Genomic DNA, 20365 nt, shown 5'->3' with positions numbered 1-20365 from the left:
CTAAAAAATAATGACAGTAGAGGAAGTAATGACTCAATTAGAGTCATGGGGTAATCCACAAACCAAGAAAGTCCTCATGAATCATGGAGCGAGGGAACCTTTCTACGGAGTCAAGGTGGCAGATCTAAAAAAGATCGTGAAAAAAGTAAAGAAGGATCATGAACTGGCCATGGCGTTGTACGAGACAGGAAATTCAGATGCCATGTATCTCGCAGCGCTGATCAGTGATGAATCCAAAATGACCAAGAGTGACTTGCAGAAGTGGGCGGAAGGGGCTTATTGGTATATGATAAGTGAGTACTCTGTTGCCTGGGCAGCTGCAGAAAGTCCCTATGCTGAGGAGCTTGCAGATGAGTGGATTGAATCTGAACAAGAAAATATTGCTTCAGCAGGGTGGGCTACATGGTCTAACATTGTTTTATTGAAACCCGATGATGAATTGGATTTAGATAAACTGAGAAGATTAATGTCAAGGGCAGAAGAAAATATTCATGACAGAGAAGACAGAGTTAGTTATGCTAAGAACAACTTTATCCTGGCAGTTGGCGGATCTGTTAAGGCACTGACAAAAGAGGCCATGGCAGCAGGAAAAAGAATTGGTAAGGTTAAGGTCAATATGGGAGAAACTGCCTGTAAAGTTCCTTTCATTCCTCAATACCTTCAGAAAATGGCAGATAAGGGTAAAATAGGATACAAGAAGAAAACTGTGAAGTGTTGAGAATCATTCATACGGCAGATTGGCACATCGGGAAGAATCTGCACAAAGTTCCTATGCAGGATGAATTGAGAGCCTTCTTCGATTGGTTGATCAAAACCATTATTGAACGCGACATCCAACTGCTTTTGGTCTCAGGCGATATATTTGATTATGCCAATCCTTCAGCGGAAGATCGTAAAATGTATTTTCACTTTCTGAAGAGGTTGATTGATACTGATACCAAAATCATTATTACCGGTGGAAATCATGATTCAGCGGGCTTTCTCAATGCTCCCAAAGAAATTCTCGGAGCTCTGGATATTAGTGTGATCGGTGAGGCTACGGAAAACATGGAAGATGAAATAATTGAGGTTTTTGATGCTGAAGGAAGTCTAAATTTAGTCGTAGCTGCTGTACCGTTTCTTAAAGACAAAGATTTAAGACATCGCGATCAAAGGCACCAATATAATAATAGAACAGATGAGATTAGAGCAGGAATTGCACGGCATTATGAGCAATTAGGTATTATTTGCGCAGAAAAGTATGCTGAAGTTCCATGCATTGCCATGGGACATCTTTATGCCATTGGGGCGGATCCGAGTGATAGTGAAAGAGATATCCATATGGGCAATGAGGCTGCAGTAGATTCCGCGATTTTCCCTGAAGTGTTCGATTATGTGGCACTGGGTCATATTCACAGACCTCAGATCATTGGCAAAAATGAATACATCCGATACTCGGGCTCCCCTATTGCATTAAGTTTTTCAGAAAAGAAAGACCTAAAAAGCGTGGTATTGTTTGAAGTTAGTGATAAAGCGATTACTGAACCCCAAGTGATCGCTGTCCCGAAACGAAGAGCATTGATTCGGATCACAGGAAGTTTTGAAGAAGTGAATAGGGAGTTGAATGATTTTGAGTCTTCACACCCTTTGCCTGCTTTTATAGAGGTGATTCTGAAAGAGCCGTCATTTAGTTCAATGATTATTTCCAAGTGGGAAGAGGCCAAGCAGGAGTTCCAGGAAAACCCCTATTTTAAAATCATTAGGGATAAAATTGAATTTAAAAAAGGGGCGAAAGATATTTCAGAGCTGTTTGAGCCTTCAGTAAGCATTGAAGAGTTAACGCCTATTGAGGTGTTTAATAAAAAGATAGAAGCGGAAGAATTAGACGCTAAGCAACAGACCATTTTGAGAAATGCATTTACGGAATTGTTGGAAATGATGAATGATGAGGATTAGAAGGATTACTTTTTACAACATCAATAATCTGAAAGGTGGGCCGCATGAAATTTCATTCGAAAGAGAGCCTCTTTCATCCACTGCTATTTTTGCCATAACAGGTCCGACAGGTTCTGGAAAATCGACCATACTAGATGTCATAACATTGGCACTTTACAATAGGATTCCCAGACACGGTAAAGTCTCAAAAAATGCCATTCTGGATCAAGGATCTGTCATTACTCATCATGCCCAATCAGCCTCTGCTGAAGTCGAATACGAGGTAGAGGGATTAAAATATATTTCTACGTGGTCTGTAGAAGTCGCTCGTACAGGAAATCTAAAAGATTATGAAATGTCGTTGATTGATCCTTCAGGGAATTACATTGACATTAAGAAGTCTCAAGTGCCTGATAAAAATGCAGAGATCATCGGTTTAAATTACGATCAATTCGTGAAATCGATTATTCTTTCTCAGGGTGAATTTGCGCGATTTCTAAAATCTGATAAGAATGAGCGAGGTGAAATGCTTGAGAAACTTACGGGCACCGACATTTATCGCAAATTAGGATCCAAAGCGTATGAAAAAGCAAAGGAGATCAAAAGATTATTAAGATTTGAAGAAGATCTGGTAGGAGAAATGAAATTAATGGATCAGGAATCCTTAAAGCATTTAGAGCAGGAACTTTCAGAAGCAAAAGAATATAAACGCTCTCTTGATAAGAAAATTACCTTCACTTCATCTTTGGTTCAAACAAAGGAACGACAGCAGGTTCTTCGCAAAAAGTTAAAGGTTGTGGAAAGTGAACTGGCTCTGTGTGAGGCTCGATTAACAGATCTTAAAGGACAGAAAGCTGCACTGCATGTTCACGATGAAGTTTCTAAACTTGCAAAGGAAATCGCGCTATTCCAAAAGTCCGAGCAGGGAATCAGAGAAAGCGAATTATTTATTAAGGATCAACAGATGATGCTGTCAAAAGCACAACTGGCGTTGAAAGATGCACTCAAAGAAATGAGTGAATTTGTTCATGAACAAGTGGACCTAGACACCTACGTCTCCGTAAAAGAGCACTTCGAAAAATTAGTACAGGACTATGATTATGAACTAAAAGCCACATTGCAAGAAGGCAAACGTTTGCGAACTGAAATTAATCAAAAACTCGCCGACTTGTCTTTAGATATTGAATTTGATAAAGATCCAACTAAGGCTAAGAATCAAATTCTAGAACATCTTGTGAAATTAGAGACCATTTTTTCTGAAGCTGGTTTGAGCCAGGAAGATGACCATCAGGCTGTCCATCATGAGATCAAAAAATTGATCGAGCGTACCACCCGGTTGGAAAAGTTGGTTCAGTTGGAAAAGAACATGAGAGAACTGGAACTTGATATCAATGTAAATCAGAAGGCAAGTGAGATAGATTCCAGGCAGCTTTCTTCTCTACAAAATTTGTTTGACAAACAATCAGCACTTTTAAATTCTTTCAGGCAAGAGATGAAGCTTCTGATGAAGCAAAAAGAAGATGCCATAAAAATTGCAAGCTTGGAAAAGCTTCGTTCAGAACTGAAAGATGGAGAAGCTTGCCCATTATGCGGTTCTCTGGAACACCCTTACAGCGATCATGTCGATTTTCAATTAGAGGATGAGTTATCTCAACGTATTTCAGAAAAAGAGAAAAGTATTGCTGTACAAGAGCAAGAGTGGAATACGCTTTCTAGAAATATAAATCAGCTTATTGCCAGGTTAAAAATGAATACCGATCAGGTCGATGCATCTCGCAAAAAATTAAAGGACTTGACGAACCAATTTGATAAAGTTCGAGAAGATCTAAGAGAAGATTTCGAAGATCCAGAAACATATTTAAAAGAGGTTCGTGCTTTACTTTTGAAAAAGGAAGAGGGGCTTTCTGCTTTAATGGACTGGAAATTACTTAATCAGATCATATCGCTTTATGATCAACTAGGAGTGACCATTAATTCTTATAAGAAATTAGATCAAAAGCGGAAGTCAAAATTTAAAGGCGACCAGGTCTCTGTTGAATCGAAAAAAATTGAGCAGAAAATTCAGGAACATGTGAATTTGTCCAATAAAGCTGAGGCTTTTATAGAAGATAGAAAACGTTCGATGGTCAATTTCGAGAAGCAGAAATCTGAGCTTTCTAAGAAGTTGAATGCAGAGATTCAGGAGAGAGGATTACATAAGGTTGAAGAATTAGCAAAGTTACTTCTGTCGAAAGAGGAAGCAGAAAAAATAAGGTCTGAATTGAAGTCGGCGCATGAGCGAAAGTTGATGATGACTGCAGAAAAGCAATCGATTGAAAAAGAATTGGATCAAGTGATTTTGAGAGATACTAAGCAGTATGAAGATTTGGAACAATTGAGACAAGAATTGACAATGAGCGAAATGGAACGAGACAAGATAAGTGCCTCTTTGGGAGAGTTTCAAGCTATGCTAAAGCAGGAAGCGACCAAAAGAGATCAAGTGCAGGAGCGACAAAAACGGATTTCACATTTGAGAAAGGAAAATGAAAAATGGGCTTTGCTGAAAGATTTTATTGGATCTGCCAAGGGTGATGTCTTTGCTAATTTTGCACAAGGTTTGACACTAAAAAATCTACTGGCCCATGCGAATCGTAGGCTGCAAGACCTGACAGATCGTTATTTGCTAAACAAGCCTGGGAACGATGGTACTTTAAGTATCATAGATCGTTACCAGGGAAACATAGAGCGTGCAGTGACCACTTTATCAGGTGGGGAGGTGTTTATCATCAGTTTAGCCCTTGCTTTAAGCCTTTCTGATATGGCATCTAAGAATATAGCGCTGGAGAGCTTGTTCATTGATGAAGGTTTTGGAACTTTGGATCAGGAAACCTTGGATGTTGCGATGTCCACTCTTGAATCACTCCAATCAGAAAGCAGAAAGATAGTGGGCGTCATTTCACACGTAGAAGCTTTAAAAGAAAGAATAACGACCCAGATACAACTGAAGAAGAACGCACAGGGCTATAGTACGATTGAAATTACGAGCTAACTCTGAATATGTGCCAGATGGTGTTTGCAATGCCATTGATAATGAAGTAAATTTTCTCCAAGGTTGGTTTCGGCATTCCTTTCAGGGTGATAATATGACCTCTGAAAGTCGTCATCGGTCATGTTTCTAAGTACCAATGTCCATCTTTCATGAAGTGCATCAAGCAATTGCATCGACGGACCTATAAAAGATTGGTAGTCTGGTTGCTCAGCCCAAGCTTTTTCATTGTATGCTTTAATCGTAGGAGTATCCTCAGTCAGTGCCCACTTAAAGCGGATGTAAGCATTCATGTGGCTGTCTGCGCAATGATGAACCACTTGTCGCTTGGTCCATCCTCCAGGACGGTAAGGGCGATTTAATTCTTCTTCAGACAAACTGGCGCAGGTTTTTCTTACTTCTTTAGGAAACGCTGCAATTGTTTGAATGGCTTCTTTTTTGCTTTCTGGCGTAAAGGGTTTGACCACATGAACTCCGATCGGATATCTAAGTTTATCTGTACTCATATTAAAAGTCTTGTATTTCTGTTTGTAAACTTTGCCGATCTTCATAATCCTTTAAAAGGTGGCGTTGTAAAGTGTTCAGTTCCTTTTCCCAATTGTTCTTTCTCAGAAAAACCAGAAGTTTGCGCATTTCATTTGAACTTTCCTTTCCAAGATATTCACTTAGATATTGATCAGATAATCTGATTAGAACTTTGGATAATTGATTGCTATTTCTTTTGATAAATGCGGCTCTGTCATAGATGTGTCTTAATGCATATCTGCTGTCGATTAAATAGTCTATCAACTCTGCTGTACGTTCATCATGAGCCAGCAAATCCAGATATAAAGATTGATATTCGAAAGATCTTTTACTTGCAATTTTTTCCTGAATATTCTCAAAGAAGTTCGAGCTGCTTTCAGGAAATTTGCGTTGAACAGTCCGGTAGTAAAATATGTCTTTGAAAAGGAATAAACCAGCGTGAGCGTGAGCAATCACTTCATCTTGATCCCCAATTTTCAAAAGTAGCTTCATGTATGATTTAGACAAGTAAGAATCCTTTAAATGCCCATTGACCTCGAATAATTCTATGAAATTTTTCAAGCCTTTATAAGCCTTAAATTCCATAAGACGATCCACGATACTGTAAACTGCTTGGCTACTCAGAACCGGAGCCGTGGTCTTTTTCAAGTCAATATTTTTTTCGATATAATATTGACGAATGATCCACAATTTTTGAAGTTCTCCATCATGTAATAGCACTGAATTTAACTTCGACATTAAAATCTCTTGAAGTCTCGATCGCTTGCTCTGAAGTCCAGCTGGATCGAGTAAAATTAATAGCAGATTATGCTCTGCGTGGGTAACATGATAGTAAGACCTACCTGCTAGTTCTGACCCGAAATCAATAATGCTGCGACGAAGAGACGGTGCAATTGGCATATCCAATAGCAGCCTAAACTGCTTGTGAAAATGTCTTACCTTGTCGAGTATTTCTTCATGCTCACTTGCAGTCCAATGATTCACATAAGAGACTTTGCTAAGTAATGCTTTGATGATATAAAATGCTTCCGTATACTGTTTGAGTGAAATAGAATCTTCAAATTGTGCATCAAACTTATCTGCAACAGATATAAATTGTCGGATTCTTTGATGTGAAATTTTATGATCAACCTCGGTTGCAGGTTTAATGATGCTGTTTAGAATGCCTTCATATTTTTCTTCATTATTTTCAATATCTACTTTTCTAGCAAAGCTCGCCTTTAAGGCCGTCGAAAACTTTTTATTCTTTCTGGAATAATTTCTGATGAATACTTTTAAGTCATCTGGTTCAATTTGATTGAGCAGATTCGGAATGCTCAATTTTTTTGGGACTGATCTGACTACCTGAGGACCTCTGGTAATGGGTTTAGTTTTCGCCATCCTCAAATCAAAAAGTGCGGAAGCGATATGTTTGCATTCCTGATTGGCTTTAAATTTAGAACAGTCACAAGAATAATTCAGGACTTTTTTGGGAGATACAAGAATTTCGATCTCATATACTTTCCGCTCCCTCACTTCGAAGGACCACAAATTCTTTTCGACTTCTTCCTTATGAATCACAGCATTTTTCTCATAGAGTTTCTGTCCTTGGGCTATCAACTCAGGAGAAATGTGTAAATCAAAATTTTCTAGTAAAAAAGCCATATTAAAACTTAAGTGAGAACATTAAAAATACAGCCTTTCGGTGATAGCGGAAGCATAAAGATCACTTTTTTTATTTTATCTTTGTGATCTTATATACCAAAGGCAATAACGAGCGTACATATTGTGAAAAAAATTATATTTATAAGGCATGCTAAGTCTTCATGGAACTCGGGGGCAAGTACTGATTTTGACCGACCATTGAATGACAGAGGTAGAAGAGATGCTCCAATAATGGCTAATAAATTAAAGGATATTATACCTGAAGTGGATGGTATAATCAAAAGTCCTTCCAGGCGTACAAACCAAACGGCTGAATTTTTTATCGATGCTTTTGGTTTAAATGAACAGCAGGTGATATCAGAGCGCGCATTGTATCATAGTTCACTAAGTACGATCATGGATCATGTGCAGAGTTTGCCAGCAGAATGGAATACAGTATTGCTTTTTGCACATAATCCTGGAATGACCTATATCGCAGAATATTTCGGCATGTATGACGTGGAAAATGTACCCACATGTGGCATGACCTTGGTGGAAAGTAACGTTAAGGATTGGGCAGCATTAAATAATGAAAATTCTAAAATAATCGCATTTGAATATCCTAAGAAGTATAGTCGTTAATTCTTTTTTTGTTTTAATGATCTCATGTCAAAGTGGCAAAAGTGAACTCAGTGACGAAAAATTAGCGAAAATCATTGCGGATATGCACATTTCAGAATTAGCTTTAGAGCGGTATAATGAATCTTTTCAGGATAGCTTAAGTGAAGTTTTTATAGAGAAACTTTCCGTTATTCACGATGTGCCCAAAGAAACGATAAAGAAAGAAGTTGAATTATTGATGCAAGACCGGACAAGGCAATCAGAAGTTTATACTTTAGTGATTGATATTTTGCAGGATATAGAAAAGGAGTCTAAGCAAGATAATATGCAAATACCTCCTAAACAAAACTAAACCAATGGGAAAATCCAGAATACTTCTAGTAGATGATGAACCAGACATCTTAGAAATGTTAAGTTATAATCTGGAGAAGGAAAAATACAAAATCATGACCGCTTCTAATGGCAAGGAAGCATTGGAAAAAGCAGTTGATTTCTCTCCTGATTTGATACTGCTTGACATCATGATGCCTGAAATGGATGGGGTGGAAGTATGCTATCAGTTGCGGGAGAAACCTGAGTTTTCGGACACTGTGATTGCTTTTTTAACGGCTAGAAGTGAGGATTTTACTCAGATTTCTGCTCTTGAAGCCGGCGGAGATGATTTTATTGTAAAGCCCATAAAACCTAAAGTATTTAATAGTAGGGTGAAAGCATTGTTACGCAGAAATGAAAAGAAAACGAAGAAGATTAAAACAAAATTTAAATTCGGTCCTCTTTTAATCAATACTGAAAAATACAATATTAGAATTCACGGTCAAAAGGTAAAGATGGCTAAGAAGGAATTTGAACTACTGATGCTCCTTACTTCCAGTCCGGGTAAAGTTTTTAAAAGAGAAGAAATTTTACAGAAGGTTTGGGGCAGGGGAGTAGTCGTGGGCGATAGAACCATCGATGTCCATATAAGGAAATTACGAGAGAAAATAGGGCCTGAATTTTTCAAAACGCTCAAAGGGGTGGGGTATAAATTCGAATTTTAATGTTTAGGAATCTCTCCCCCAGAGCGCTCACGATATATATCGCTGTCTTTGTTTCACTTTTTAATGTTGCCATTCAGGTTGTTTTTACATTAATCAATGGCTTGGAGCTAAATGTACTATTGCTCGTTGTTTCAGGGTTAGGAAGTTTAATCATTTGCTATCTGATCGTTCGATTCTTCATAGTGACCTACCTGATTAAAAAAATAAGATTGATTTATAATATTATCCAACAATCTAAATTTGGCAAATCGTCCGATATTAAAAACGAGAGTAGTTTGATTTCTGGGAATGTTTGGAAATCCGTAGAGTCGGATGTTAAAAAATGGGCCAATCTTACAGAGGAAGAAATTAAGAACTTAAAAGAACTGGAAAAGTATAGAAAGGAATTTGTGGGAAACATATCCCATGAATTAAAAACACCGATTTTTACCATTCAAGGATACATTCATACCCTCCTTGAAGGGGGATTGGAAGACAAGAACGTGAATGTAAGATTCTTGAATCGGGCTGCTATAAATGTGGATCGACTCATCACTATTGTAGAAGATCTGGAGGTCATATCTAAATTAGAGTCAGGAAGTGATACATTGGAAGTTGAAGTTTTTGATCTTAAGAAATTGACTTACGAGGTGATTATGGACCTTGAAGTGCAAGCCAAACAAAAGGGGATCAAGTTAAAATATGATACCAAGGCACCTAATTTTCAAGTGAAAGGAGATCGAGAGAAGTTTCGTCAGGTGTATAACAACCTCATTTTTAATTCCATTAAATATGGAAGAGAGAAGGGAACAACAAATATTGAGTTTTTTGATCTCGAAGAATATATTTTGGTCGAAGTAAGTGACAACGGGATCGGCATACAACAAAAACACCTGAATCATCTTTTTGACAGGTTTTATAGAGTCGATAAATCAAGATCCAGGGATGTTGGTGGTTCCGGCTTAGGTCTTGCTATTGTCAAACACATCGTAGAAGCACATAATCAAACCATTAATGTCAGAAGTAAGCAAGGTGAAGGATCTACCTTCGGCTTTACCATTGCAAAAGCTTAAGTAAGTAGGAAGAGGGCCCACATAAGTGGTCAGGACTAAAGTAGGTGTTGTACTAAGAACGAAGTTTAATAACAGTCGTTTCGGGCTGATTCTCTGAAATCTGAGATTCATCTTTGAAGTGAACGTGGTCCAACTGCTCAATAATGTGATCTCGGGTTTCGAAAAATTCAGGAAGTTGTTCTTTTGGCATAGGTTCAGGAGGAGGAAAATTTTCTTTCAGGTGATTAACCTGTCTGCCATTTTTCCAGAATCGGAAACACACATGAGGTCCCGTTGCAAGACCTGTGGATCCAACATGTCCTATTACTTGCCCTTGCTTTACATGAACACCTGGTTTAATCCCGGCTGCGAATCTTTGCATGTGCAAATATTGGGTTGAATAAGTCTTATCATGCTTGATCTTAACGTATTTGCCATTGCCCTTTGTATATCCAGCTTTGGTTACCACACCATTTCCGACCGCAAGGATAGGAGTACCATATGGTGCCGCATAATCCGTTCCTAAATGCGGTTTTCTACGCTTTAAGATCGGATGTAATCTATTCATGTTGAAGCTGCTGCTTATTCTTGAGGCTTTGACCGGGGATTTTAAAAACCCTTTCTTAGTAGGACGACCCTCCAAATCATAAAAACCTGAATACTCGTCATTTTCAAAATAGACAGCATAGTACTCATTGTCAGAATTCTTGTAGTAAGCACCCAGTAATCTGCCAATTCCCACCGGATCACCTTCTATATACTTTCTTTCAAACATGAGTTTGTATCGATCGCCGTCCTGAATATGATAAAAATCAATGGACCAGGCCAGCGCATCTTCCATTTTCTCGATCAACATAGGACTGAGACCTTGTTCTTTCATAGACAGCCAAAGAGAAGACTGTACAATACCAGCAGTTGTTTCCACGGAAGTGGTCACCTCTCGTTCAACGATCTGAACATCAACACTGTCTCTTAAATCGTAAACCACGTACCGAAATGGATCGGGCTCATAAACAAAGTATTCAGCAGCTGAGCAGCTATCGCTTCGCACAATAGCATATTTCTTCCCAGCTCGAATGTTTCTGACGCTAAAAACATCCTTGGCCTTATTTTCCAGTTCGAAGATTTTAGGCAGTGGAATATCATACCCCATTAAAATATCTGCAAGGAATTGATTGGGAAACAAAACATGGTCCTCTACGGTATACAATTGTTCATCGAAGCCATATTTTAAAGACTCTGAAGTTATCATTTCTTCAGGTGTGACGGGCTCACTTTCTATCACTTGATCAAGATCTATAAAATTGTAGGCTGTGATAAGAGTACCCAAAATGATCAGGGCACCTACCAGATTGTAGAAGGTTTTTCTTTTCTTATTGATATTGCTCACTCCATCCGTTTTTTAATAGGCTGCTGCTCTTACAGCGATAAATTTAAGTTTTTCAACACAAATAACAAATATAAAGCATTATATATATGATAATTATTTATAATTTGTTTTTCTGAGTCTAGAACCGTTTATTGAACGCAAATATAGCAATGAACATTATACTTAGCGCAATATTGTTTTGGTGTTATGATCTTATTCACAACTACTTAATGACAGCTAAGTGTCATTTTCACCCTACTTCATTACTGCAATATTTTATTTAAATTCGCACACTGCATGAAATCAATCAACATCCACGGTAGGCTCCTGTCATTCGATTACCCCAAGATAATGGGTGTGGTCAATGTCACCACAGATTCGTTTTATCGCGCATCTCGGGTACAGTCCATTGACGCAGCCATGGAGATGGTGGGTGAAATGCAAAGTGAAGGCGTGGATATCATTGACATTGGTGCTGCTTCTTCCCGGCCTGGTGCAGAGCTGAAGGAGGCAGAGGAAGAATGGAGTGAATTAGAGCCCACATTAAGGGAAGTGATACATAATTTTCCTGAGATTCCTATTTCAATAGATACCTATCACAGCTTTGTCGCCAGAAAAGCCATCGAAATGGGTGCGGGTATCCTGAATGATATCAGTGCTTTTGAATTGGATCAACAGCTCTTGGACGTCATTTCGGAAACCAAAACGCCTTATGTATTAATGCATATGAAAGGTACTCCGACAGATATGCAGAATCATCCAAGCTATGAAGATGTCACATCTGAAGTCTTGCAATTCTTCATCAAGAAGTTACGACTATTGAGAGATTGTGGAGTCAATGATGTTATCATAGATCCGGGTTTTGGCTTTGGAAAGACGGTCAAACAAAACTACGAGCTGTTCAATCACATTGAGGTTTTTAAAATTCTTGAGTGTCCAATTTTAGTGGGGGTGTCCCGAAAATCAATGATTTACAAACCCTTGAATATTGATTCTTCGGAATCTTTAAACGCTACTTCTGCGTTACATTTAAAAGCACTTGAATTGGGTGCCAATTTACTGAGGGTGCACGACGTTAAAGAAGCGAAGGAAGTAATTGGTGTTTATAAGTTGCTTAAAAATCAATAGCACCGAAATTTTTCGATTTATTATTGAATGAAAGAAGAACCGAAAGGACAGGGTAAAAGTAAGAGTACATGGTGGTCAAGACTGCTTATGTATGCCCTTTCCTTGTTGCTCTTTCTACTCTTCACGATTGCTTTAATTCTTTATGTACCTGCTGTACAAAACTTTATGGTTGATAAATTGGCCAGCAGAATATCGCAATCGATAAATGGCGATGTGAAAGTTGGAAAAGTGAAGTTGAACGTATTCAAAGGTCTGGTCATGGAGGACTTTGTAATCAGCAATGAATTTAGTGGAGATACCGTTTTGTATGCAACTTCGCTAAATGCTGGACTTGACGATAACCTTTTATCATTATTTAGTCGCAAAGCCAATATCAATCAAATAGAACTGCGTGGATTGTCTTTCAGCGATGTAAGAGGAAATGCACCCACCTATTACAAGTTAGCGGATCTATTTCAGAAGAAAGATGTTGTACAGCAGACAGGTGTTGCGGGCAATCCTCCACCATTCAATCTCAATGTAGATGATGTAATTTTGCATGATTTTACGTACACTTATATCGATAGTATCAAAGGCGAACAGCGTTACTTGCTATTGAATAAGGCCGTCATATCGATAGACAGCATTAACCTGCAAAAGCAGGACTTTTATATATCAGATTTAGATGCAGATGGAATGAAATTCGATCTTACCTTTTTTGAAAAAATTCCATCAGAAGAAAGAATAGAAGAGATAAGGGTTCAAGACAGCATATATTCAATTCCAGATACTTTTGATCTGTATGTAGAAAATCTTAAAATCATAAACGGCGAGTTTGCTCAAAGAGATCTGACCAGACAACTTCACGGAGTTGCAAAAGAATTTGATCCTGCTAGGATACTTGCCGATAACATCAGTATAGAAGCAACGAATTTTTATACGAATTCCATGGCTGAGATTTCTACAAAAATCGAAAAAGGGAGTCTCGTATCCCAGGACGAACAGATTCATATCAATGATTTTATATGTGAGGAATTTTCTCTAAGCTCAAGAAAGATGATCTTTGAAGGACTGAAAATTGAAACAGATAACAGTGTCATCAGGGACAACCTCATTTTCAAGTTTAGAAATATTAAGGATTTCAATGACTTTAATAACAGAGTCATCATGGAAGGTAATATTGCCAATAGTAAAGTGGGAATCGGTGAACTCTTATATTTTGCGCCCGCAATGAAAAAGAGTGAATTTTTTACCAGGAATCTGAAAAGGCAGATCTCTCTTAATGGCCAGGTAGTGGGGAGGGTTAATAGCCTTTCTACTCCGGACATCACCATTAATGTGGGTGAAGAATTATCCGTAAAAGGGCGGATGATCTCGAGAAATCTTGCCGATGTTGATGATGCTTTATTAAACCTGGATCTCAAGGAATTTTCTATGACGGTTGCAACCCTTAGTGAACTGATCCCGGGATTCACCCCACCTCCTAACTTCTACAAGTTAGGGCGATTGAAGTTTGACGGAAGATTTGATGGTTATTTCCAGGACTTTGTAGCATATGGAGGCCTGAGTTCTGACTTAGGCTATGCCGACCTGGACATGAGACTGGATTTGAAAGAAGGAAGTGAAAACGCACAGTATTCAGGGGCAGTGGAATTACGAGAATTCGACCTGGCCCAATGGTCGGGAAATGATCAATTTGGTATTCTGGAAATGGAAGCGGAGGTAGCAGATGGAAAAGGACTCAGATTGGAGTCGGTATATGCTGAATTACAAGCTAATGTAAACCAACTGGAGTACAGGGATTATATCTACAGGGATTTCAGCATGGAAGGGAAGTTCGAGCAAAATTTGTTTGATGGTGATTTTTTGATATCTGACCCGAACATCGACCTGGACTTCAGCGGAACCATTGATTTTACAGATTCTATTCCGGTCTATAATTTTATCGCAGATGTGAATGCTTTAAAATTGAAAAAGTTAAACATACTGGAGGATGATTTTGCCCTTGAAGGGAACTTGAATATCAATGCTAATGGTACAGATATTAATAATGCTCAGGGTATTGCTTCAGGTACTTCCTTTATATTTTATAAGGATGGAAATGAATTTAGACTGGATAGTTTTGATCTGACAGCTAAAGGAGCTTATCCGGAAAGAAGAAATTTTAAACTGGAATCTTCACTTGCAGACATTGAACTCAATGGAACATTTAAATTGGAAGAGTTGCCGGACGCCTTCTTGTCTAGTTTAAAAACCAATTATCCAAATTTCACCCAACAAATTACTCACTTTAGATATCCTGAACCCAGTCCCGGATATGATTTTGATATTGACTTAACGATTAGAGAATCCGAAGATATTTTTGAGGTTCTTTTAGGTGAATCCATTTTCATAAGAGATGCCACTGTTCTGGGTAGAATCAGCGATGAGACCAATAGAAGTGCATTAGACATCAGTTTTCCATTCTTGGAAGTAAATGGCAATGTATTTGGAGGAATAGTGGGTGACTTATTTGCTCAATCTGATGTAGGAACCTTGAATCTCGTGGTAGAATATGCTAATATAAGCAATGTGGAATTCTCACCTGTTAAAGTGGAGGCCATTGCAAGAGAAGAACAGATGCAGTTCACCGTGTCCAGTGCAGAGCTTTTAGATAGTTTTACGGATATTTATGTCAATGGTATTTTGAAGACAGAAGGTGATTTGTTCAAAGTTCGATTTGAGAATACCAGTTTCGAAGCATTTGGCAGTTCCTGGAAGTTTAATCAAGATAATAATATTCTTTTTGGGACGGACTACATTTCAATTGATGATCTGGTCTTGTCTGACGGTCAACGAGCATTAAGTTTCGATGATATTAACGAGAAAGGGGTAGCGGTTAACATTAAGTCTCTCAATACAGCTTTCTTCAATAGGTTGACGAATGCCCGACTTCGTGGAAACATTGATGGTGCTATAGAAGTGGAAGACGTTTTCAAATTTAGAGGCATCAACGCATCAATTAATATACCTTCCTTTGGCTTCGAAGATCATGAGTTCGGAAGGGTTAATCTGGAAGCAAGAACCAATCATTTAGATGAACCGGTAAGTTATGAATTGGTGGCCTATGACAAGAATAAAAACCTACGTTTAGATGGAAATTATGACATCGGCCTGAAAGAGAATAGTGGGGACTTGCGCATCAATAATTATCCGTTGGATTTGCTGGAGTACATCATCACAGATGGCTTGTCTGAGACCAATGGTCAATTTAATGCAAGCGCTAAATACCATGGTAAGTTGGCTTATCCGGAATTAAATGGAGAGGCAGAAATAGTAAATGGTAAAGCTAAAGTAGATTATTTGGGGACACGATATAAAATTGGAGAAAATAAAGTCAAGTTTACAGATGGATTTATTGATTTCACAGACGGCGTCCTGATAGATTCCAGAAATCAAAAGGCAACAGTAAGGGGTGGAATGAGGCATTCAGCTTTTCGGGATTTTTCACTGGATTTAACCATCAGTTCTGAACAGTTCATTGCACTCAATACCACTAAAGATGATAATCCGTCTTATTATGGATTTGCACAGGGGGCTATAATCGTCAACTTCACAGGGCCTTTTGAGGCCATTGTCATAGATGTTACGGCTACCACCGGTCGGGATACAGAACTCAATTTACCTGTAGAATATACTGCGGAAGAATACACGACTGATTTTATTGAGATCATTGATTATAATAAAGAAGAAAGGCGCATTGACAGAGGCGAAATCAATTTGGATGGTTTGAGTCTCGATATGAAGGTTAATGTGACTGAGGATGCACGAGTGGTTATATTGTTTGATGAAACAGCTAAAGACATACTGGAGAGTGAAGGAAGAGGAGCTATACGTCTGACGATCAATCAGGAAGGTCAGTTTGAAATGAATGGAAACTACGAGGTGGTAAGTGGACAGTATTTATTTACTATACCATCCTTATTGGTCAATAAGTCTTTTAACATTCAAGATGGTGGAAGTATTGAATGGAGGGGAGATCCATTAGATGCTAATCTCAATATTGAGGCTACTTATCGGGACATACAAGCACCCTTGACCATATTTTTGGAAGAATACATACCTCAAAGTCCTGATGGCTTAGGATCAAATAGGATTGCTGATCTGGCCAAGCAAAGAACTGACGTTTCGTTGACGATGGATCTCGGAGGAACCATGTCTCAACCGGACATTGATTTTGATATTTCGTTTCCGAATTTAGTGGGTGAACTAAAACCCCTGACTGAAGGAAAATTAAGAACACTGGAATTGAATCAGGATGCGTATAATGATCAGGTTTTTGGATTGATATTGCTTAGAACATTTTTACCCACTAACTCTAATCAAGTTGGAAACAATATTTTGAATAGCAATAATTTAATTGGAACGGGCTACAGTACCATCAGTGAGTTCGTATCCAATCAATTTTCTATTCTACTATCCAGTTTGTTCGATGAGGCATTGCAAGGTAATGGCTATCTTACAGGTGTGGATGTCAATTTGTCTGCCAATAAAAACCCCATTGGCATTGCTCAGAGCACGAATTTCCTGTTACCTGATGAATATGACATCAATTTTGTATCCAGCTTTGATGAAGACAAGTGGAATATTCAATTGGGTGGAAGCTACGTGGTTAATAGCGTATTCGATGTAGGGACATATTTTGCACCAGACTTTGTGGTGGAATATTATATCACTGAAGATAGACGGCTGAAACTTAATCTTTATGCCAGATCGGACTATGACGCCTCGAGAACTCGTAAAATTCAGTCCGGGATTGGGATTGCTTATCGCAAGGAATTCAATGATCTTTTTGCCTTTGCCAAAGCCATCAAGCAAGAGGCTCAAGTGAATACCGAGGGAAAGTAACCGAAGTAGATATTTATTTGCCGTTCGTACTATTTATAACACCGAAGGTCGGATTTTGGTAGTCACACAATTTAGAATTTATTATATTTAAATTGTTAATACATTAAAACCTAAAACCTTGTTAACCCTAATTGCCTTTACACCATTATGTTCGCCTCACTGAATGGTGGTTGAAGCATCTAAAGGTCCAGCACCTTTAACCCTAGTAAAGAGCTTATTCATTCTGAGTAAGCTCTTTTTTTTATCTTTGCTCGCAAAATTTGGTGGCGATGAGTGTGCAGTTTATACCTTCAGACGGTGCGAAAAAATTGGAGTTTGACAAATTACTGGAGCTCTTGGGTAAATACTGCTTAAGTGCTAAAACTGTGGAACAAATTAGAAATCTCCAACTAAGCACGAGTGTTTCTTCGATCCAAAATATGTATGCTCAGATCAGAGAATGGAACTTATCAGTTGACGAAAAAGAATCGATACCTATCAGCGCAGTTTCTGACATCACCGAAGATGTTTATTTGCTGAGAAAAGAAGGATATGTACTGACTGTAGAGTCTATCCTCAGGATCAATGAAATTATTCAAAACCATCGTCGAATCACCGAACATATTACAGGTGATCGTAGCAAGAAATATCCACTACTGAGTGGATTGCTGGAACAAGTTGAAATTTCCAGTGAAGTTTTCACGCTCGTAGATCAGGTTTTCACTGAAGAAGGGGAGGTAAGACCTAATGCCAGCCCGGACTTAGCCATCATCAGTAAGCAAATCAAATCAAAGCAGAAGGCCATAGATTCAGAATTCAATGCCCTGATGTCCAGGTATCGAAAACAAGGATTACTAACGGACAGCTCAGAGAGTTACAGGAATGGAAGAAGGGTTTTAAGTGTACCGGTTGAAAATAAAAGGAAGATAAAGGGCATCATACATGATGAATCACAAACTGGAAAAACAGTGTTTATCGAGCCAGATACCATTATACCTTTTAATAATGATCTCTTTGATTTATATGCTGACCGCAAAAGAGAGATTTATCGAATCATTAAGCAACTTTGCGCTTCCCTACGGCCACATGCCTCAGACTTTGTAGATGCTTTTGATCTGCAGATTCAATACGATTTGATCCAATCGAAAAGTAACTTTGGAAGAAGTTATCAGGGCACCATTCCAAAGATTTCTGCCACTCCGCTGTTGTCCTATAAATCGGCCTATCATACGCTATTATTGTTAAAGAACAATAAAGAGGAGAAGAAAACGGTACCATTCGATCTGGTGCTGCACGGACAGAACAAAATGTTGATGATCAGCGGACCGAATGCCGGAGGTAAATCGATTTTGATGAAAGCAGTGGGACTTAATCAACTGATGTTTCAATGTGGAATGCTATTGCCTGTAAACAGCTATACGGAGATGGGTGTTTTTTATAAAATCTGTATCGATATTGGTGATCAACAATCCATTGAAGATGACCTGAGTACTTACAGCTCCCGTCTAAAGAATATGAAAGCATTCTCAGAAGAGCTTGATGATCAGAGTTTATTACTTATCGATGAGTTTGGTTCCGGTACGGATCCGCAGATAGGAGGAGCAATAGCTGAGGCCCTGCTGAAAGACTTTATGCGCACAGGCTGTTATGGAGTCATTACCAGTCACTATTCCAATCTCAAAATGTTTGCCTATAAGACCAAGGGTATTGTAAATGGAGCTATGATTTTTGATCAAAAGGAATTGCAATCCACCTACGAAATGAAAATAGGTAAGCCCGGTAGCTCCTTTGCCTTTGAGATTGCTACAAAAACAGGGCTAGCCAAGAGAATTCTCGATGACGCTAAATCTAAAACTGGGAAAGACAACGTGAAGGTGGAACACTTGCTTACTGACCTTCAAAAAGAAAAGAAAATGCTTGAGAAAAAGGTAGATAACCTTGAGAACAGGCAGAAAGATCTGGAGCGTCTCATTAAGAACTATGAAAACCTGCATGGAGAGTTGGAATATAAGAGGAAAAAGCTCAAGATGGAACAGAAGGCCCAGAAGCTTTCGGAAAAAAATGAAGAGAATAAGAGACTGGAAAAGTTGATTAGAGAAATAAAGGAAGAAAAAAACCTGGAAAAGGCCAAGCGGTTATCGAAAGAGATTAAAGCTGATAAAAAAAGTTTGGGAGGTGATATAGATCGTCTTAAGAAAGATGTCTACTACCACAAAGACATTGACGTCAAACAATTTAAAAAAGGGGACTATGTCAAGTTGAAAACAGGAAGTGAAATAGGTAAGATTCTTGAAATCCAAAAGAAAAAGGCAGAAATTTCTATTGGTATCATGCGAATGTTTGTACCTCTCACTGAATTGGTTCCTGCAAGAGAGCCTATTGAGACCAATAGACGGAAGAGTGTAACTTCACAGTTTACCAGCAATCATCAGGATGTAGATAGCAAATTGGATATTCGAGGATTTACGAAAGGAGAAGCCTCTAAAATTATCGAAGACTTTCTGGATAAGTTTCTACTTAGCAATAATTATGAGGTAAAGATTATTCATGGGGTAGGGAATGGTGTTTTACGAAAGGTCGTGTGGAATAAAGCCAAAGAGTACAAAGATTTTGAAAAGATCTTTCACCCTGCCGAAGAAGCCGGAGGGGAAGGCGTAACCATTATCCAAACAGAAGTATAACAAAAAAAACCGATAAGCAGACACTCACCGGTTTTTTCTTCAATCAAGCCATCGCTTAAAATATCTCTGTGCCCGCGAAGTGAAAGTTTGCTTCGATCACTGCGTTTTCATCGCTATCTGATCCATGGACCGCGTTTTCTCCAATGCTTTTTGCATATTTCTTTCTTACGGTACCTTCAGCAGCCTCTTCTGGATTTGTAGACCCAATTAACTTTCTGAAATCCTCCACAGCATTATCTTTTTCAAGAATAGCTGCTACTATAGGACCTCTGGACATAAATTCGACCAATTCACCATAGAAAGGTCGCTCCTTGTGAATTGCATAAAATTCACCGGCTTTTTCAGAAGAGAGCTTGGTATATTTCATTGCTTTTATTGTAAAACCATCTGCTTCGATCATCTGAAGAATGTTTCCAATGTTTCCAGCCTCCACTGCATCCGGTTTAATCATCGTAAATGTGATATTTCCTGCCATTATTACGTTTTTAAAATTTGGTGCAAAAGTAACATTTCAATCGTATATGCCTAAACTTTAAACTTTTAAACTTTCAACTGTCATAAAAAAT

14 protein-coding genes are annotated in these 20365 nt (G+C 38.5%); 10 read left to right on the top strand and 4 right to left on the bottom strand.

Going from position 1 to position 20365, the window contains the following annotated elements; genetic code table 11:
* Positions 1-10 precede the first annotated feature (10 nt).
* The 3 genes from L2567_RS02330 to L2567_RS02320 are packed head-to-tail and all read left to right on the top strand — an operon-like array spanning position 11 to position 4942.
* Positions 11-718 (top strand): DNA alkylation repair protein, encoded by a 708-nt coding sequence (locus tag L2567_RS02330; RefSeq protein ID WP_235296078.1) that lies wholly within the window; start codon positions 11-13, stop codon positions 716-718.
* A complete protein-coding gene (locus L2567_RS02325; protein WP_235296077.1) occupies positions 715-1935 on the top strand; it encodes an exonuclease SbcCD subunit D C-terminal domain-containing protein in 1221 nt (406 codons plus the stop codon). Before L2567_RS02330 ends, L2567_RS02325 begins: the two co-directional genes overlap by 4 nt.
* Positions 1925-4942, top strand: coding sequence for an AAA family ATPase (locus L2567_RS02320; protein WP_235296076.1), 3018 nt, complete (start codon positions 1925-1927; stop codon positions 4940-4942). Before L2567_RS02325 ends, L2567_RS02320 begins: the two co-directional genes overlap by 11 nt.
* On the opposite strand, the gene L2567_RS02315 is transcribed toward L2567_RS02320, so the two are convergent.
* Positions 4939-5445 carry a YfiT family bacillithiol transferase gene (locus L2567_RS02315; RefSeq protein WP_235296075.1) on the bottom strand — a complete coding sequence of 169 codons (507 nt, stop codon included), beginning with the start codon at positions 5443-5445 and terminating at the stop codon, positions 4939-4941. The two genes, L2567_RS02320 and L2567_RS02315, sit on opposite strands and share 4 nt — an antisense overlap.
* 1 nt (position 5446) lies before the next feature.
* Entirely contained in the window at positions 5447-7108 is a 1662-nt protein-coding gene (locus L2567_RS02310; protein ID WP_235296074.1) for an SWIM zinc finger family protein, read from the bottom strand.
* Positions 7109-7231: 123 nt separating this feature from the next.
* Here L2567_RS02310 and L2567_RS02305 point away from each other — a divergent pair, with 123 nt between their 5' ends.
* The 4 genes from L2567_RS02305 to L2567_RS02290 are packed head-to-tail and all read left to right on the top strand — an operon-like array spanning position 7232 to position 9797.
* On the top strand, positions 7232-7729 hold the full coding sequence (locus L2567_RS02305) for a SixA phosphatase family protein (protein ID WP_235296073.1): 498 nt from the start codon (positions 7232-7234) through the stop codon (positions 7727-7729).
* Positions 7701-8060, top strand: coding sequence for a DUF4296 domain-containing protein (locus L2567_RS02300; protein WP_235296072.1), 360 nt, complete (start codon positions 7701-7703; stop codon positions 8058-8060). The genes L2567_RS02305 and L2567_RS02300 overlap by 29 nt, the downstream gene beginning before the upstream one ends.
* Before the next feature lie 4 nt (positions 8061-8064).
* Positions 8065-8745 (top strand): response regulator transcription factor, encoded by a 681-nt coding sequence (locus tag L2567_RS02295; RefSeq protein WP_235296071.1) that lies wholly within the window; start codon positions 8065-8067, stop codon positions 8743-8745.
* Positions 8745-9797 carry a sensor histidine kinase gene (locus L2567_RS02290; RefSeq protein WP_235296070.1) on the top strand — a complete coding sequence of 351 codons (1053 nt, stop codon included), beginning with the start codon at positions 8745-8747 and terminating at the stop codon, positions 9795-9797. Before L2567_RS02295 ends, L2567_RS02290 begins: the two co-directional genes overlap by 1 nt.
* 52 nt (positions 9798-9849) lie before the next feature.
* Here the strand turns inward: L2567_RS02290 and L2567_RS02285 are convergent, their stop codons facing one another.
* Positions 9850-11166, bottom strand: coding sequence for a peptidoglycan DD-metalloendopeptidase family protein (locus tag L2567_RS02285; protein ID WP_235296069.1), 1317 nt, complete (start codon positions 11164-11166; stop codon positions 9850-9852).
* Between the two features lie 276 nt (positions 11167-11442).
* On the opposite strand from L2567_RS02285, the gene folP reads away from it, so the two are divergent.
* From folP to L2567_RS02270, 3 genes are all read left to right on the top strand, one after another.
* Positions 11443-12273 (top strand): dihydropteroate synthase, encoded by an 831-nt coding sequence (folP, locus tag L2567_RS02280; RefSeq protein WP_235296068.1) that lies wholly within the window; start codon positions 11443-11445, stop codon positions 12271-12273.
* A 27-nt stretch (positions 12274-12300) separates the two neighbouring features.
* Positions 12301-17139 (top strand): translocation/assembly module TamB domain-containing protein, encoded by a 4839-nt coding sequence (locus tag L2567_RS02275; RefSeq protein ID WP_235296067.1) that lies wholly within the window; start codon positions 12301-12303, stop codon positions 17137-17139.
* 269 nt (positions 17140-17408) lie between these two features.
* Positions 17409-19799 (top strand): endonuclease MutS2, encoded by a 2391-nt coding sequence (locus L2567_RS02270; RefSeq protein ID WP_235296066.1) that lies wholly within the window; start codon positions 17409-17411, stop codon positions 19797-19799.
* 55 nt (positions 19800-19854) lie between these two features.
* On the opposite strand, the gene L2567_RS02265 is transcribed toward L2567_RS02270, so the two are convergent.
* On the bottom strand, positions 19855-20274 hold the full coding sequence (locus tag L2567_RS02265; RefSeq protein WP_235296065.1) for a nucleoside-diphosphate kinase: 420 nt from the start codon (positions 20272-20274) through the stop codon (positions 19855-19857).
* Positions 20275-20365 lie beyond the last annotated feature (91 nt).

Source organism: Portibacter marinus (assembly GCF_021533195.1).
GTDB lineage: Bacteria > Bacteroidota > Bacteroidia > Chitinophagales > Saprospiraceae > Portibacter > Portibacter marinus.
This window is presented reverse-complemented; position numbering and strand designations above follow the sequence as displayed.